12 protein-coding genes and 2 pseudogenes are annotated in these 15,341 nt (G+C 61.9%); 11 read left to right on the top strand and 3 right to left on the bottom strand.

The features are described 5' to 3' along the window. Positions 1 to 85 precede the first annotated feature (85 nt). Both A5622_RS27190 and A5622_RS27185 read left to right on the top strand, forming a co-directional pair. Positions 86 to 385, top strand: a complete 300-nt coding sequence (locus A5622_RS27190) for a PE family protein (RefSeq protein WP_066859782.1) — start codon at positions 86 to 88, stop codon at positions 383 to 385. 11 nt (positions 386 to 396) lie between these two features. Continuing rightward, positions 397 to 1,602 (top strand): PPE family protein, encoded by a 1,206-nt coding sequence (locus A5622_RS27185; RefSeq protein WP_066859780.1) that lies wholly within the window; start codon positions 397 to 399, stop codon positions 1,600 to 1,602. A gap of 27 nt (positions 1,603 to 1,629) precedes the next feature. On the opposite strand, the gene A5622_RS27180 is transcribed toward A5622_RS27185, so the two are convergent. After that, a complete protein-coding gene (locus A5622_RS27180; RefSeq protein ID WP_066882410.1) occupies positions 1,630 to 2,448 on the bottom strand; it encodes an IclR family transcriptional regulator in 819 nt (272 codons plus the stop codon). Positions 2,449 to 2,546: 98 nt separating this feature from the next. On the opposite strand from A5622_RS27180, the pseudogene A5622_RS27175 reads away from it, so the two are divergent. The 3 genes and pseudogenes from A5622_RS27175 to A5622_RS27165 all read left to right on the top strand — a co-directional run. Beyond that, positions 2,547 to 2,768 (top strand): annotated as a pseudogene (locus tag A5622_RS27175) (SIP domain-containing protein); the annotation flags it as partial. A 124-nt stretch (positions 2,769 to 2,892) separates the two neighbouring features. Further along, positions 2,893 to 3,425 (top strand): annotated as a pseudogene (locus tag A5622_RS27170) (amidase family protein); the annotation flags it as partial. A 253-nt stretch (positions 3,426 to 3,678) separates the two neighbouring features. Further along, complete coding sequence (locus A5622_RS27165; RefSeq protein WP_082990442.1) at positions 3,679 to 4,317, top strand: TetR/AcrR family transcriptional regulator; 639 nt, start codon at positions 3,679 to 3,681, stop codon at positions 4,315 to 4,317. Between the two features lie 281 nt (positions 4,318 to 4,598). Here the strand turns inward: A5622_RS27165 and A5622_RS27160 are convergent, their stop codons facing one another. After that, complete coding sequence (locus A5622_RS27160) at positions 4,599 to 5,162, bottom strand: NADPH-dependent FMN reductase (protein ID WP_066859768.1); 564 nt, start codon at positions 5,160 to 5,162, stop codon at positions 4,599 to 4,601. Positions 5,163 to 5,505: 343 nt separating this feature from the next. Here A5622_RS27160 and A5622_RS27155 point away from each other — a divergent pair, with 343 nt between their 5' ends. The 3 genes from A5622_RS27155 to A5622_RS29435 are packed head-to-tail and all read left to right on the top strand — an operon-like array spanning position 5,506 to position 7,924. Then, positions 5,506 to 7,326, top strand: a complete 1,821-nt coding sequence (locus tag A5622_RS27155; protein WP_082994697.1) for an FAD-dependent monooxygenase — start codon at positions 5,506 to 5,508, stop codon at positions 7,324 to 7,326. A 10-nt stretch (positions 7,327 to 7,336) separates the two neighbouring features. Next, complete coding sequence (locus A5622_RS27150) at positions 7,337 to 7,687, top strand: DoxX family protein (protein WP_066859762.1); 351 nt, start codon at positions 7,337 to 7,339, stop codon at positions 7,685 to 7,687. Between the two features lie 36 nt (positions 7,688 to 7,723). Beyond that, a complete protein-coding gene (locus A5622_RS29435; protein ID WP_156753115.1) occupies positions 7,724 to 7,924 on the top strand; it encodes a pyridoxamine 5'-phosphate oxidase family protein in 201 nt (66 codons plus the stop codon). Between the two features lie 693 nt (positions 7,925 to 8,617). Here A5622_RS29435 and A5622_RS27140 read toward each other — a convergent pair. Continuing rightward, on the bottom strand, positions 8,618 to 9,769 hold the full coding sequence (locus A5622_RS27140; RefSeq protein ID WP_066882405.1) for a VOC family protein: 1,152 nt from the start codon (positions 9,767 to 9,769) through the stop codon (positions 8,618 to 8,620). Between the two features lie 504 nt (positions 9,770 to 10,273). On the opposite strand from A5622_RS27140, the gene A5622_RS27135 reads away from it, so the two are divergent. From A5622_RS27135 to A5622_RS27125, 3 genes are all read left to right on the top strand, one after another. Continuing rightward, positions 10,274 to 11,878 (top strand): long-chain fatty acid--CoA ligase, encoded by a 1,605-nt coding sequence (locus A5622_RS27135; protein WP_156748694.1) that lies wholly within the window; start codon positions 10,274 to 10,276, stop codon positions 11,876 to 11,878. A 78-nt stretch (positions 11,879 to 11,956) separates the two neighbouring features. Continuing rightward, positions 11,957 to 12,871: a fumarylacetoacetate hydrolase family protein gene (locus A5622_RS27130; protein ID WP_066882412.1), complete on the top strand. Its 915-nt coding sequence runs from the start codon at positions 11,957 to 11,959 to the stop codon at positions 12,869 to 12,871. Between the two features lie 715 nt (positions 12,872 to 13,586). Next, positions 13,587 to 15,260: an acyl-CoA dehydrogenase family protein gene (locus A5622_RS27125; protein ID WP_066882403.1), complete on the top strand. Its 1,674-nt coding sequence runs from the start codon at positions 13,587 to 13,589 to the stop codon at positions 15,258 to 15,260. Positions 15,261 to 15,341: the final 81 nt, after the last annotated feature.

The following is a 15,341-nucleotide window of genomic DNA, read 5'->3' as shown; positions in this document are numbered from 1 at the left end:
ATCGTCCGGAGCGGGATCCGACCGTTGTCGATGCCAGAAATCTAGAGGCTCGTTGAGCCGGAAGGTGATTGAGTAAGGAGATCATATGTCCTTTGTTACCGCGCAACCAGAGGCGTTGGCGGCAGCGGCTGGTGCATTGCGGGCGATCGGCGCCGCGGTTGCGGCTCAGAACGCGGCGGCGGCGGCGCCGACGACGGGGGTGATTCCGGCTGCCGCAGACCACGTGTCGATACTGACCGCGGCGCAGTTTGCAGCCCATGCACAACAGTTTCAGCAGGTCAGTGCACAGGCGATGGCGATCCACGAGATGTTCGTCAACACACTGAATGTCAGCTCGGGATCGTATGCGGCCACCGAGGCCGCTAACGCGATCGCAGCTGGTTGAGGGGGCTTGTGATGGTCGACTTTGGGGCGTTACCGCCGGAGATCAACTCGGGGTTAATGTATGCGGGTTCGGGCTCAGCGTCGATGTTGGGGGCGGCTTCTGGGTGGAATGCCATTGCCGCGGAGCTCAATTCGGCGGCCGTAGCCTACGACCGGGTGGTGAAAACGCTGTCCAGCGAGGAGTGGTCGGGGCAGGCCGCGACATCGATGGCGGAGGCCGCCAACCGTTATGTGGAATGGATGAGAATTACCGCCGCAGCCGCTGAGCATGCGGCCAGTCAAGCCATGTCTGCTGTGACGGCCTTCGAAACGGCGCACGCCGCGATCGTGCCGCCGCCGCTGATCGCGGCCAACCGCGTCACTCTGGCGCAGCTGCTGTCCACCAACGTGCTGGGCCAACACACCGTGGCCATAGCAGCTTTAGAAGCCCAGTATGGGGAGATGTGGGCAACCGATGCGGCCACGATGTACAACTATGCGGGCCGATCGGCGAACATCTCGGCGATCAAACCGTTTACCTCGGCACCCCATACGACCAATCCGGCTGGTACGGCCCAACAGGCCGCCTCGGTCACCGCGGCCACTGGTACCTCGGCGGGCACGGCGCACAACACGTTGAACGGCAAGATCACCTCGGCGCTGAACAAGCTGTCCACCGGTTCCAGACTGGCGGACGCCCCGGCGCCCAACCCGCCGGATGATCCGGTGAAAGACGCACTCACCTCGGGCCCGCTGGGATGGCTGGGTGATCTTTTCACCTTCTACGCGCCGTTTTCCACCACCTTCTACAACACCGAAGGCCTGCCCTTCTTCTCCGCCGGCATCGCCAACACCTTCGTTTCGATCGCGAAATCCACAGGCGCGCTTGGCGGTGCTGCTGCACCGGCAGTGGCCCCGCCAGCGGTCGCAGCCCCGCCAGTCGGGCCGGGATTGGCCGGAGCCGCCGCTCCAGTTGCGGGAACGCTGGGCAACGCGGCCTCCGTCGGGCGCTTGTCGGTCCCCCCGGTCTGGGCCGAGACCACCCTGGCGGAGGCACCACACCTCGGGGCGACTCTGCCGCCGGTCAGCAATATCAGGGAGGTCGCGGACGCGCGGCCGGCGAACATCCTTGGCGGCATGCCGCTCGGCGGCGCCGGGGCAGGTGACGGAGGAGCCGGCAGGGCGCCCCGATATGGGGTGCGGCCCACCGTCATCCCGCGTCCCCCGGCCGCCGGCTAGCGACCGTCGCGTAATAGCAATGCCGACTCAATACGGGAGGCGGCCGCCGAGGGTGCGTGTCACCTGGTCGGCCGCGCCAACGACGTTGTCGGCCCACCGCTCGGCGAGTTCAGGCGAGAACCGAAAGCTGGGTCCGCTGATCATCAGCGCACCCAACACGTGACCGCGAGCGTCGAACACCGGCGCCGCGACGCCGGTAGCGCCCTCGTCACGTTCGCCGCTGGTGATCGCAAAGCCCATCCGCCGTGCTTCTTCGACGTTGGCGCGCAACACATCTGGGTCAGTCACGGTCGCGTCGGTGAACCGGGCCAAGTCGGACGCCAGCACTTCCCGCAGCGCATCGTCGTCCCACGCCATCAGCACCCGTCCCGCCGACCCGACGTGTAGCGGGACGATCTTGCCGACATGCATCTCGCGGCGGATCCCATGGCGTGTCTCGGCGATAGCGACACAAACCCGGAACGGGCCTTCTCGCCGGAAGAAGCAGGCCGTCTCTCCGCTGGCGTCGCGCAGCGACTCCAGCGCCGGTGAGACCGCCTCCAGCAGGCCCATGCTGCTTGCGACCGGAGCCGCCCAGTACGCGACCCGGGCCCCGATCCGGAACCGATCGCCAATCCGATCAAGGAATTCCTCGGCCACCAGATTGGCCACCAGTCGCTGCACTGTCGACGTCGGATAACCGGTGCGGGCCCGAATCTCGCTGAGGGTCAATTCGGGCTCAGAGAGCGTGAAGGCGTCCATGATCCCGCGGATCTTCGCCAGAACCAGCAACGGCTTGATGCCCGCGGACAACGGTCGCGACGACGGCGTCCGCGGCGGAATATCCAGATCGTCAGCCTCACTCATTCGTTCATTGTCTCGGTAATGGATCGACTGCACCTGTCGAATGCGGATTTAACGCCGTCGCCACAGGCCAAGCTGCAGCAGCGACGCGACTTGTCTAGTCGAGCGCCCCGTGGCTGCCGGGACAGGTGCACGTCTTCATCCACGGCGAGGCCCAGACCGTCATGCACAATCTGCGGCTCTACATCCGCAAAGAGGGGGGCGTGGACGCCAAGTGGGCGTCATCGATCTCGGGCTACTGGCGCCGCGGCCGCACCGAAGAGACGTTCCGGCAGTGGAAGAAAGAGCTGGCGCAGGCGGAGTCGGCGAACTCGTCAGCCTGACGGCCGCCTGGCATTGTCTTTTCCATGGCATTCGGCGACTACCAGAACGAGACCTACTCAGCAGCGGGTCGACGGCCTCGGTGCGGGCGATCGCGGGCATCGTCGCCGAACGCCGGTGGCGGGCTACTTCGGCGGCGTCCCGACGTTCATCAAGGACAACATCGACGTCGCCGGGCAGCCTTCGATGCACGGCACCGATGCGTGGGCGCGCCGCAATGCCGTCGCCGACAGCGTGTTCACTCAGCTCTATCTCGCCACCGGGCTGACCTCGGTGGGCAAGACGCAGCTGTCCGAATTCGGCTTCAGCGCGTCGGCCGAACACCCTCGCCTGGGCCCGGTCCGCAACCCGTGGGACACCGACTACACCGCCGGAGCGTCGTCGTCGGGATCGGGTGCTTCGTCGCCGCCGGCGTGGTGCCCATGGCGCACGCCAACGACGGCGGCGGCTCGATCCGAATTCCGGCCGCCTGCAACGGGTTGGTCGGGCTCAAACCGTCGCGCGGGCGGTTGCCCCTGGACGCGACGCTGCGCCGGATGCCGGTGGGCGTCGTCGTCAACGGGGTGGTGTCCCGTTCGGTGCGCGACACCGCGGCCTTCTACCGCGAGGCCGAACGCATCTGGCGCAACCCCAAGCTGGCACCGATCGGCGACGTCACCGGACGACACCGCGATGCGACCCCGCGCGATGTCGACGGCGCCCTTCAGTTGTGGCCATATCTCTGCTTCACGCCTTGACGACGTCAATCGGACCTGCGCAAGACCTCAAATGTGCCAAATAAATATTTGTCGATCGAGTAGGCTCGGTGACGTGAGTACTTCTTCGACGACCAAGAAGGCGGTGAGGTCGCCTGCGAAGCGTGTGCCTCGCAGACTCCCCGGACGCCCGCGCGCACAAGAATCGCCTGCGTCGTTGGAGCAGATATTCGAAGTATCGCTCCGAGCGTTCGCCACCTTGGGCTTCGACGGCGTTGCGCTTCGCACGCTCAACCGTGAACTCGGGGGCAGCCACAATCTACTTAATGGGCGGTTCGGATCCAAGGAAGCGCTGTGGTACGCGACGGTCGACTGGGCTTTTGGGCCGCTTGCCCAGCGCATGCTTACCGCGTTCGATCCCACCTTGTCCGACCCGCTCGAGCAGGTCCGCATTTTCGTGCGCGTGTTCTTGACCTACTCCGCCGACCATCCCGAGCTATTGGGCCTTATGAATATCGAAGGTCGCCAGGACACTGAGCGGCTCACCTACATCTACAGCAAATATATCGAACCCGCGATGAGACCGTGTGAGCGACTCCTTGAACACCTCGCCGCCGAGGGCCGGATACGCAAGGTACCCCCGAGAACATTTCATTTGTTGCTAACCCATGGCGCAGGTGCACCGTTCACCCTTGCGCCGTTGGCTCGCCATTTCTCCCCAGTCGATCCACTCGATCCCAAAGAGGTGCGGGCGCACAGCGAACTGTGTGCGGACTTCTTTGTCGGCGGATTACAAGCGGGGAGTGCCGAAGCCAAGAAACCGCCGCGGAAACGTACCGTACGACAACGGAATTGAGCATCGCCGGCAAAAGGCACTGAAACATGCGCGCGGCCGAGGGCGGGACCGCGGGTTTGTTGATCAGGCCTTTCAGAGGAGGCAAAGCCCTGACCGCTCTCAGCAGGGTCCCAGCCGTCGGAGTCGGCGGTATATGCAAGCCATAGGGACATCAGGCGTCACCGTATCGGCGCTGCAATCGCCGCGGTAATTACCGTCGGCCAACTTGGCGTTGCACGCCGCCAGCAGCTGCTCAACGGCAGCGCGACCGCCAGCAGCTGCTCAACGGCGTCGCGACCAGGCTACGCTCGGACACCCTTCATTGCGCGCGTCCACGATTCGAGCTGATGGAGCATCGTGTCAGCGGCGGCGTCATGCACCGCTGCTGGGGTGAAGACGGAAAAGTTCTCGAAGTCAGTGAAGAGAGAGAACGTCAGCGTTTGGCGCACGTGGGCGAGCTGCAGTTCACTACACACGGTACGCAGCTGTTCGATAGCCCGCGCGCCACCCAGGGAACCGTAGCCGACGAATGCCGCCGCCTTGTTGGCCCATTCCGCGTAGAGATAATCGATTGCGTTCTTCAGTACAGCAGAGGTGGAGTGGTTGTACTCGGGTGTGACGAAAATAAATCCGTCGTATGACGCAATCTTGGCCGCCCAGGCCTTCGTGTGCTCGCCAGCATACTGCCCGACAGAGGGCGGCAGAGGTTCGTCCATATGGGGCAGCGGGTGGTCCCGCAGATCAATGAGCTCATAGGAGGCGTCGGAGCGCGTGGACGCCTTGTGCAGCATCCACTTGGCAACGGACTCGCCGTTTCGATTGGGCCGAGTGCTCCCCAGTATTATCGCAATCTTCAATTCACTCATAGCATCTCCTCATCTCGGCTAACTGACGTGGATCCTCGGCCAAACTCGTGCGCGGCTCCGCCGTGTTCGCGTGATGCCACGAGTCTCGCTCTGTCACAACGTGATAAGGCACCGCGCCTCATCGCGCCTTCGGAAGAGCCTAGGCCGGAAATATGTCAATCGTCAAGATACATCATGTCATCTGTCCGCAACCTCTGTCCGCGGTATGGGCGGTCCGGGCTACCTCGTGGACGAACCATCGCAGAATTAAAATGATGCCCGTCAAGTAAAAATGTGTCGGATGTCATGGGAGCGTGTTAGCATGTCGCCAGACTCAATCGCTGCAGCGACCAAAGGAGCCTCAGTGGCGGATTGCGACGTTCAGGTCCTCATAGTCGGTGGTGGCGCGGCTGGTCTTGCGGCGTCCCTCTCGTTGGCACAACTCGAGGTCGACACCTATCTGGTCAGTAGCCGCGAAACCACCTCACCGCTGCCCAAAGCGCACATCCTCAACCAGCGCACGATGGAGATGTTCCGCGGTCTCGGCGTCGACAGCGAGATTTACGAGAAAGGCACACCGGCTCACCAGATGGTCTATACCGGCTTCTATGTCGGGTTCGCCGGTGACCAGCCGGAATGCGGACACCGGTTATACCGCCTCGAATCGTTCGGCGCTGGCGGCCGCGCCGACGCCTGGCGACTGGCCAGCCCGAGTCTTCCCGCAAACCTGCCGCAGTCACGCCTAGAACCCATTTTGCGAAGACGCGCAGAGAAGGCCTCGCCCGAGCGACTGCACTACGGCCACGAGCTGATCAGCGTCGAACAGGATTCGGAAGCGGTCAGCGCCGCCATCATCGACCATAAGACAGGCGAACAGTACACGGTGCGTGCGCAATATCTGCTTGCATGCGACGGTGGTCGGACAGTCGGCCCAGCTCTCGGAGTCGTCCCTGAGGGCCTCTCCGATCTCGGTCGCATGGTCACAATCCACCTGAGCGTTGATCTATCGCGATGGGCCAGCGATTCTGATGTGCTGCTGCGCTTCCACCGCATGCCCGACACTGGTCGGTTCGTGATTATGGCCCCCATGGGGCCGACACACTGGGGACCCAAATCCGAGGAATGGTGCATCCACCTCACCTACCCGATAGATGATCCTCGCTCCCTAGATGATGCCAAGGTCATGGACGACATGCGTGCCACGCTCGGAGTGGGACATCTCGACTGCACGGTGCATGTCATCACCCGCTGGGTCATCGAAGGCACTGTCGCCGACCGCTTTCGGCTAGGGCGGGTGTTCATTCTTGGCGATGCCGCGCACCGGCACCCCCCCACCGGCGGCCTCGGCCTGAACTCGGCGATTCACGACGCGGACAACCTCGCCTGGAAACTCGCATTTGTTCTGGCTGACAACGCTTCTCCGCGACTACTGGACACCTACGAGGCCGAACGCAAACCGGTTAGCGCCACCAACGTGCAACGCTCGATAGAAAATACGCTGAACCACTTGAGAACTAGCGCTCTGATCGGTATCGAACAGTCCAACTCCCCTGAGGTCAATTGGAGCAATGTCCGTCGGCTCTGGAGCGAAGACCCTGCTGATGCGGCGCACCGACGTCAGGTGATGCAAGCACTGGCCGCACAGACGATGGAATTCAACGAACACAACATCGAATACGGCTACACCTACAGTTCCGATTGCGTCATCAGTGACGGGTCCGCTGCCCCCCAGAATCCAGATCCGATACGGATATACCAGCCAGCTGCGCGCCCGGGCCACCCCCTGCCCCACACCTGGCTGTCGACGCCCGACGGCCAGCGTATAGCTGTGATGGATCTTGTTGCACCGGGCCGCTTCCTGTTGATCGCGGCTCAGGAGGGACACGCCTGGGTGGATGCCGCGAAGGTACTAGCGCAGCGGTGGGCTGTGCCGATCGACGCGGTGCGCATCGGTCATACCGACGGCGACTACCTGGACTTCCGGTCGACATGGACCCAATGGCGCGGACACGGCGAGCGAGGAGCGGTACTTGTGCGTCCAGACAGATTCATCGCTTGGCGCGCACAAGGGCTGGCCGATGACCCCTTTTCCTCGTTGTGTGAAGTTGTTGCATCAATACTGGGCCCGCCGGCGATAGCCGAGACAACCGCTCCCCCTGCACATACCGCACAAAACAAACCATGAAAGGAATACCATGAAGCTGGCCTACACCATCGTCACGATCGCTCTATCTGTTTCGTTCCTCGTGTTCGGAATCGCAAAGCTGTTACGCGTGCCGGCGATGAGGAACCTCGCTGAACATGTGAACTTCTCTGTAAACTCGTACGTGCTGATCGGCATGCTTGAGCTCGCCGCCGCCGCGGGCCTTCTCATCGGCTTCGCGTATCGACCCCTGGGGATTGCCGCGGCAGGAGGTCTGTTCCTTCTGATGCTGGGTGCGATTGTGGTGTTGGTTCGCAATGGAGATAAGCCTAAGGATTGGGCGCCGGCGTTGGTTTTTGGCGTGCTTTCGGCGGCTACCGCGGGACTGGCAATCGCTGCCTGACCGAACGGGACGACGAAGCACATATCGTGGATCGCGATGAACGTCGACAATTTGTCGAAGATCACCGGACGTGCATCTTTGAATGCACGCGTAAGGACAGATGGTCCAGCCATGACGGTCGTGTACTACGTCACAGATGGTGATGAGATCCTGATTTCAACGATGGCCGAGCGGGCCAAAGCTCAAGCGGTACAGCGCAATCCCAATGTCAGTATTTACGTTCTCGATGCGCGGTGACCGCCCACGTACTTACAGGTGTATGGGGATGCCGAGATCGATCGTGACCCTAAGGTGCGTATGGACGTTCAGGTTCGGGTTATCGAGCTCATGCCCGGTGAAAAGCTGACAGATGACCAGGTCCGCGCACTGATCAAGAATGGTGCCCGAGCTGAGAACCGTGTTGTGCTCCGGCTTAGGCCCACCTCGACGTTTCACACACCACCCGGCACGTCTACACGATGGATTACGTTAAAGCTCTGACGCACACCACAAGTCAGAGTCTACCTTGGTGATGACCACCGGACTGGCAATCAACCACGCTGGCGTGACGATAGCCAGCGCGCGCGGCCTGCTCGCCGATTCTGCGTGCAACCGCCTACGTAACCACAGCATCAGTCAGACATTTCACCCCATGCACCGCTGAAACGCCCTACGTGACCTGCTTTCTGTACGAGTTTGTCCTGCTCTTGTGCACTTTTCCGTCTCGGCGACCATTCTCGGCCGCCTACTGCGAGTTCTTGTTGACGATAAGGTGCCACTGTGCACCTGTGCTCAGGAGGGCTGTTGCATATTCCGTCCATGGGATCACCGGACCGGACGCACCGTGACGCGAATGTGCCTTCGGCGGTACGACCATTATTGGGGGTCGGCGTGATGGGCTTTAGGACGGGTGCCTCACTGCGTCGTTGACTCCGGCGGACTGTCTCATAGTCACTTGTTCATTCCCTTCGCCATCCCAGCCAGTCGCGATGAGGTGATGTCGTTATCGCGCAACAGAGCTGTGATGACGTCACGGATCAACTTCGGAGAAACGTTAGCTCCGAGAAATTCTCGCCCGACCCGGGGACCCCATTGGTAGAGCCCAGAGGCCGTCATCGGTCCCCACCCCGGTTCCACCGAGCTATCGAACATGTCACCGTCGGTGAAATGCTCGACCATCAGCCTGTCGGGATCGCGCCAATAGTCGAAGATTTGACTGCCGAGCCGGTGACGCCCGATGCCCCATGCTCGCTGATAACCGCGGTGCGAGAGGAACTCACCGCCCACCGCCAGCGCGTCCAGATCGGTTACCTGATAAGCGGAATGGCCGTACTCCGCGACTGGCCCAAGGTGTAGCGCCAGGGTGTGGTGATCAGACGGCACTGATCCGCGGTCGCAGCGAATGAACGCGAGCGTAGGTCCTTGCTCCCGCTGCCCCTCAAGGTATTGAAAATCACTGACGATCATCCCCAGGGTGCCCAGATACCAATCCAGCGTACGGGCTAGGTGGGGCGTCCCCAGGACCAGATGGCCGAGACGCTGCACCCTTGCTGGCTCACTGGGTGGGCGTTGAGCGCGATTGACGCGCTCTGGCTTAAGGCCGGTATTCATTTTATGTGGTTGCTGTTCGGGTAGTCCCGGAAGTTCCTCGGAAGGGTAAACCACGCTGACGCGAAACCCACTGGGGTCACACAGACGCACGATGTCGCACTCAACGAGACCGTGCACAGATTCCACCCGATGCTCAGTTTTGCGCGCCAACCGATCGAGGTCTGATCGATCCGCCGCTCTGAACGTCGCTCCTGCGAATCGGGATCGTTGGCCCCTGCGGATCACCACACAGGGCGTTCCGGGGAAGGATCCACGGAGATGGATGGCTGAGTCGTCTTTGTCTGCCACGGTGAATCCGAAGTCTCGCGCGAATGTCTCGGCACGCGCGAGATCGGGTTTCTCGAATTCCAGCCACGCCAGATCGCTGATTTTGATGATCGGATTTGCACTGCGTCCGGCGTGCTCCCCGGAATTCGGTCCTTGTTCGCTGCGCAGCCCAGTATCACTGCCGGCTGCGTGGCGGTGGTGTTTTGTCACTGCAATCCTCTGCATGGTTCGGTCGACATGGGAAGGGCCCTTGACGGCGATCCCGGCCGCACTTGCCGTCAAGGGCGTCACCCGCTTGGCGCGCCCAAACCCATTTCCGGGCGGAGGCGCAGCCAAGTGGTCACCTTTGAGGCGGTGCTGGCGCTAATCATATCCCCTTAATGTGCTTGATAGCACTATTAAATGTGTCGGCTGGCAAGTTGCGCGTATCCACATCTGGCTTCAACGCTCGCAGAAACACGTCGGCGCAGCATTCCGCGTGATCGCGCCCGTCGGGTGGCAACGCCTCGGCAAGGCCGCATTGAAAATCACATCCATGGGGATGGTGGTTCGTTCGGTGAGGCCCGGGTCTCATCTCGGAGGCGCAGTGGTCGCCTGCCGGCAGCTCGGGGCGTCAGGTGGCTCCGCGAAGTGGCGCTTGTGCCGCTCATAGGCTCAGGTCAGCAACGCCTATGTCGTACGCCAATAAATTAATTGACGTATAGCAAATTACTGTCTATGCTCTTCCGCATGCAGCCGCCTACGGATAGCCCCCCGGCCACCCTCGCCGAAGCCTTCCTCTCGACAATCGACAAGTGTGGCGATGCGCCCGCGGTTCTCGACGCTGATTTGCATGTGGTTCTGTCCTGGCGTGAGTACGGGTTACGGTCGCGGCGAGTCGCCGGTGGTCTCGCCGGACTCGGCATCGGGCGATCAGACTCCGTCGGGCTTCTGCTCACCAACCGTCCGGAGTTTCACATCGCTGACGCGGCCGCTTTGCAGATCGGCGCCACGCCTTTCTCGATGTACAACACGGCTGCGCCCGAACAACTCCTGCATGTCCTAGACGACGCTGGATGCCGGGTCGTTATCACTGAGTCATCTCTACTCCACCGCCTGAACGCAGCGTTGGCTGTGGATCGCTGCCAGGTGGACCATGTCGTCGTCGTCGAACACCAGTCGTGGGTGCAACTGCTCAGCTCGCCAGAACGCAACCAACCACCATCGGCGCGACCGGAGGACCTCGCGACGCTGGTCTATACCTCGGGTACGATCGGCCCACCCAAAGGCGTTGAGCTGACACATCACAACATCCTTACGATGGTTTCTGAAATGGCGCCGCTCATGGGCGCGCAGCCCCAACACCGCTCCATCTCCTATCTCCCAATGGCGCATATCGCCGAACGTGCCTCCACCCATTACCTGCCGATGGTCATGGGATTCACCGTGGTGTGCTGTCCAACTCCTGTCGAGGTGACAGAACTGCTACCTAGGGTTAGGCCGGAACTGTTTTTCTCCCCACCACGACTGTGGGAAAAACTACAGGCGCTAGTCGCTTCGAACGCCTCAGTCGAACCTGATCCGGCAGAGCTTCGCCGCCGACTAGGTCTTGACAATCTCGTTTGCGCCCTCACAGGAGCGGCGCCCTGCCCGCCGGGAGTTGTCGAATTCTTCGGCTCGATCGGGATCACACTGCGAGAGCTCTACGGCCTCTCTGAAACCACCGGTGTGGTGTCCTTCGCCGCAGCCGATGATGCTCGCGCCGGCACCGTAGGGCCGCCGTTGCCCAGCGCTGAGATACACCTGGCTGAAGACAACGAACTACTCGTCCGTGGACCGCTCATCATGGCCGGGTACCGCAATCAGTCACAAGCCACCTCAGAAGCGATCGACGCCGAAGGCTGGCTGCATACTGGCGACCTTGCCGAGCTAACGGCCGACGGACACCTGCGCATCATTGGGCGCAAGAAGGAACTCATCATCAATGCGGCTGGGAAAAACATGTCGCCCAATAACATTGAGGCCCGACTTCGCGAGAGCAGCCCATTGATTGGTCAAGCATGTGTGATGGGCGACGGCCGACCGTACAATGTAGCGCTTCTAGTTCTCGACCCTGCCGTTGCCGCAACATATTCCAGTGAAGCCGCGCTGCTAGCCGAGGTGCAGGGGGGCGTGGACCGCGCAAACGCGCGCCTGGCCCGAGTCGAACAGATTAAGCGCTACGCGGTGCTCGAAGATGAGTGGGTGCCCGATTCTGATGAGCTCACACCGACTATGAAGCTAAAGCGCAGGGCAGTGACTGAGAAGTATGCCGAGCAGATCGATGCCCTCTACGCACAGACGCGTAGAGGCTAGCCGCGGGATGCTAATTGCACAAAAGTACGCCGCCGCAAGGGCCACGCTCACCGCCGTTTTGAGGGCAAAGGAGAAATGATGAAGCTGGTGAGGTACCGGGCCGGCGATACCGCGGCCGCCGGGATCGTCATTGACGAAGCTATCGTGCCCTTACGAGCAATCAACGGCGCCCCGACAGAAGTCACGGCGCTGCTGGCAGCGGGGCCGCAGGTGGTCACCGACATCGCTCGAAAAAGCCTGAGTGTGTCAGAACGGGTGCCGTTGTCCGAAGTGACCTTACGTGCGCCCATCGAACGCCCGTCGAAGTACCTTGCAATTGGCTTCAACTTCCACTCGCACCTCGAGGAGATACAGGCGGCGGCTCAGCAGCCCCAATACGCGGAGGCGATGGCGCGGTTCGCGCACCTGCGCCAGGCTTTCCCCGATCAAAAGATGCCTACCTTCTTCAACAAACAAGTCTCTTGCATCACCGGCCCGTTCGATCCCGTTGTGGCGCCTTCCGATTCGTCGATGCTCGATTACGAGGGCGAGCTAGTGGCGGTCATCGGGCAGCAGTTGCGACGCGCGGATGCTGTGACGGCATTGACATCAGTCGCCGGCTACACCGTCGGCAACGATGTATCGGTTCGCGATTGGCAGCAGGACACGCCAACAATGTGGCCAGGCAAGAGCTTCGACACGCACGGGCCTCTGGGCCCCTGGATCACCACTGCCGACGAGGTCAGCAACGACGACTTGAGAATTCAGACCTGGGTGGATGACGAGCTGCGTCAAGACGGCTCCACGGCAGAAATGGTGACCGGCGTCGGCGAGATGATTGCTGCGTTGTCGCGGGTTTGCACTCTAGAGCCGGGTGATCTCATAGCAACCGGCACGCCGGGCGGGGTGGGCGTGTTTTCAGGCAAGCTGCTACAGGTGGGCCAACATGTGCGCGTCGAGATCGAAGGTGTCGGCGCGATCAACAACGAGATCATCGACGAGGAATCCGCTTAAGCCTTGCCCCCTCCTCATCGCTTAACTGGTACGGCGGCCGACCGGAGCCCGAAGACGCTGGGAGGCCCTGATTTCTGCCCTCCGTGACGGATCACGGAGAACACTTTGTGCGGTGATTTAGCGGCGCATGTCACCTCAAACGGCGGTCGGGCATGGTCATGCGTCGCCGGCGACGCAGCCATGCACCGTTCGTTGAAAGCGAACGGTCCCAGCGCTTCCGTTCCATGCAGTCGCCCTTGCCTATTGAGATGTCGCTGTAACCCACCCACAGGCGCCTCGCCTCTTGATGGCACGCGGTGCCGGTACCGACAACGCACCGACCGACCGCCGATAAGTTGTGAGAGTCCTAATTGTGGGAAACCCATCGTCTGTGCGTAAGTGACCCATCGGAATCGAGAGGGCCGCGTGATGCCAGGGCGCGGCGTCGCGCCAACATGAGCGAAGTATTACTCGGCGGTCCACCGCTCAGCACCCGAGCCAGCTCCTGGCCGACAAGTGGCGCTCCTGGCACCAGCGGCGTCGGTGCTGATCCCCAACCTGTTCGCTCGATCGTCCACAATCACAGCGATTTGCGTGATGGATCACACGCGAACGGGATCTGCATCAATAGCGAAGACGTTTCGCGTTGGCCCCTTACAAAGCTCATTCGCACCGCGCGACATGGCGCGCGACGTCGACTATCGAGGAGGCAGACATGGAGACTGAGGAGGCCTAGATGGAGACTGTAGCCCTGCCATCAGACGTCGGTCGGTTAACTTATGACCCGCACCGGGTCACCAATCAACCGCCGCCGCTTCGAGGTTACAACTTGGCGTCCTACCCGGCTCTTCGGGAGGCATTGATTCGCGAGGGGGGCGGATGGGGTATCGACGAGGTGACCACGTTCGGTGCAGTTTGTGGCAGCCCCGAGATCCAGCGCTGCAGCGAGTTGGCCGACCGCAACCGGCCAATCTTGCACACCCATGACCAATACGGTCACCGTATCGACGAAGTCGAATACGACCCCAGCTACCACCAGCTGATGGCACTGGCGGTTGCCAACGGCTTGCACGCTGCACCGTGGCGCGACCCCCGGCCTGGCGCTCATGTCGTGCGGGCGGCCAAGACGTCGGTGTGGGCTGGCGACCAGGCCATCTTGTGCCCGATCTGGATGACCTACGTGGCCATTCCCTCGCTGCGCCACGCCCCCGATCTCGCCGCCATCTATGAACCCTTGCTGTCCAGTCGAACCTACGTTCCCGGCCTGGGCGTGCCGTCGGCGAAACGAGGTATCACTGCGGGAATGTCGATGACCGAGAAGCAGGGCGGTTCTGATCTGCGCGCCGTGACCACCGAGGCCGTCCCCAATGGCGACGGCAGCTTTTCCATCACCGGGCACAAGTGGTTCACCTCGGCACCAATGTCGGACATCTTCTTGGTGGTAGCCCAGGCGCCGGGAGGAATCAGTTGTTTCCTGCTACCCCGGGTGCTGCCCGATGGCAGCCGAAACCGGATGTATCTTCAGCGGCTCAAAAACAAACTCGGCAATCACGCCAACGCTTCGAGCGAAGTCGAATACGACCGCGCTACAGCGTGGTTGATTGGGGAAGAAGGCCGCGGGGTCGCCACCATCATGGAAATGGTCAGCGCGGGACGGTTGGAAGTGGCGACGGGAAGTGCCACCCTCATCCGGGTTGCCCTTACCCGCGCCGTCCATCACGCCCAATATCGACATGCCTTCGGGGCTGCTCTCATCGAGCAGCCGCTGATGCGAAATGTGCTCGCTGACCTAGCAGTGGAAGTTGAGGCCGCCACCATGGTGACCATGCGGTTGGCCGGTGCGGCTGACAACGCCATTCGAGGCGATCTGCGCGAGGGCTTGCTCAGACGTATCGGTGTCGCGGCCGTCAAGTACTGGGTGTGCAAGCGCGCTACTCAATGCGTGGGCGAGGCAATGGAATGCCTTGGGGGTAATGGCTATATCGAGGATTCGGGGATGCCCCGGTTGTTCCGCGAGGCACCGCTGGCCGGCATCTGGGAGGGGTCTGCCAATATCACTGCACTGGATACGCTTCGTGCTCTGGACGATCCCAGCTGCATGGATGTGCTCATTGAGGAGCTGGCCGCGGCCTCCGGTGCCGACTCAAGACTCGACGACCACGTCCAAAAGCTGCATTACCAGCTCCTCGATCGCGATGCGCCACAGTACATGTCCCGACTTCTGGCACAGAACATTTGCCTGGCGCTGCAGGGTTCGCTACTGGTGCGACACGGCAATTCTGCGGTCGCCGAGGCTTTTCTCGCGTCGCGGCTAGAACGTTCCTGGGGCGGTGCATTGGGGACGCTGCCCCGAGGATTGGACTTGACGACCATCCTGAAGCGCACCATGCCGATGGCCGAGGCGAGCTGAGCGCCTCGTCGGCGCGACTCGGGAATAGGCGTACACCGAACGTGCCAAGGCGCCTGCAGCTGGGCGTTTTGCCACGGCTAG

This window comes from Mycobacterium sp. 1245801.1 (assembly GCF_001673055.1).
Taxonomy (GTDB): domain Bacteria; phylum Actinomycetota; class Actinomycetes; order Mycobacteriales; family Mycobacteriaceae; genus Mycobacterium; species Mycobacterium europaeum_A.
Note: the sequence above shows the minus strand (reverse complement) of the source record. Positions and strands in the feature narration are given on the sequence as shown.

Excerpts from the sequence above, each read along its gene's own strand:
- A5622_RS27190 (WP_066859782.1), top strand. The coding sequence starts at position 86 with ATGTCCTTTGTTACCGCGCAACCAGAGGCGTTGGCGGCAGCGGCTGGT.
- A5622_RS27185 (WP_066859780.1), top strand. The coding sequence starts at position 397 with ATGGTCGACTTTGGGGCGTTACCGCCGGAGATCAACTCGGGGTTAATG.
- A5622_RS27180 (WP_066882410.1), bottom strand. The coding sequence starts at position 2,448 with ATGAGTGAGGCTGACGATCTGGATATTCCGCCGCGGACGCCGTCGTCG.
- A5622_RS27160 (WP_066859768.1), bottom strand. The coding sequence starts at position 5,162 with ATGAGTGAATTGAAGATTGCGATAATACTGGGGAGCACTCGGCCCAAT.
- A5622_RS27150 (WP_066859762.1), top strand. The coding sequence starts at position 7,337 with ATGAAGCTGGCCTACACCATCGTCACGATCGCTCTATCTGTTTCGTTC.
- A5622_RS29435 (WP_156753115.1), top strand. The coding sequence starts at position 7,724 with ATGAACGTCGACAATTTGTCGAAGATCACCGGACGTGCATCTTTGAAT.
- A5622_RS27140 (WP_066882405.1), bottom strand. The coding sequence starts at position 9,769 with ATGCAGAGGATTGCAGTGACAAAACACCACCGCCACGCAGCCGGCAGT.
- A5622_RS27135 (WP_156748694.1), top strand. The coding sequence starts at position 10,274 with ATGCAGCCGCCTACGGATAGCCCCCCGGCCACCCTCGCCGAAGCCTTC.
- A5622_RS27130 (WP_066882412.1), top strand. The coding sequence starts at position 11,957 with ATGAAGCTGGTGAGGTACCGGGCCGGCGATACCGCGGCCGCCGGGATC.
- A5622_RS27125 (WP_066882403.1), top strand. The coding sequence starts at position 13,587 with ATGGAGACTGTAGCCCTGCCATCAGACGTCGGTCGGTTAACTTATGAC.